The organism is Brachyspira catarrhinii, assembly GCF_005518285.1.
Lineage (GTDB): Bacteria > Spirochaetota > Brachyspiria > Brachyspirales > Brachyspiraceae > Brachyspira > Brachyspira catarrhinii.
This window is the reverse complement of the sequence record NZ_SJDU01000836.1, coordinates 1-362: the sequence shown is the minus strand read 5'-3', so window position 1 is coordinate 362 and position 362 is coordinate 1. Positions and strand designations below refer to the sequence as shown.

The 362-nt window shown below is 36.2% G+C and carries 1 pseudogene; it reads right to left on the bottom strand.

The annotated features are described in order from the left end of the window. A pseudogene (locus EZH24_RS13600) lies at positions 1-362 on the bottom strand (3-deoxy-8-phosphooctulonate synthase); the annotation flags it as partial.

Below are 362 nucleotides of genomic sequence, written 5' to 3'. Positions count from 1 at the left end.
TTAACCAAATCGTTTATCTTTATAATATCTTTCCACAAATTTTCTACTTTATCTAATTCAAAAATCGTATTGGAATCGGAAGGACTTTTTTCGGGATTCGGATGAACCTCCATAAATATTCCGTCTATTCTCAAAGCGACAGCGGATTTCAAAAGAGCGGGAATAAATTCTCTCGCTCCTCCAGAAATTCCGTTTGCGGCGGAAGGCATTTGAAGTGAATGAGTGCCGTCATAAATTACTGGAGCAAAATTTTTCATTATTTCAATATTCTTCATGTCTACGATTAAATTTCCGTATCCGAACATAGTTCCTCTTTCGCATAAAAAAAGTCTATTTTCGTTTATGGCGTCCGAGCATTTGTC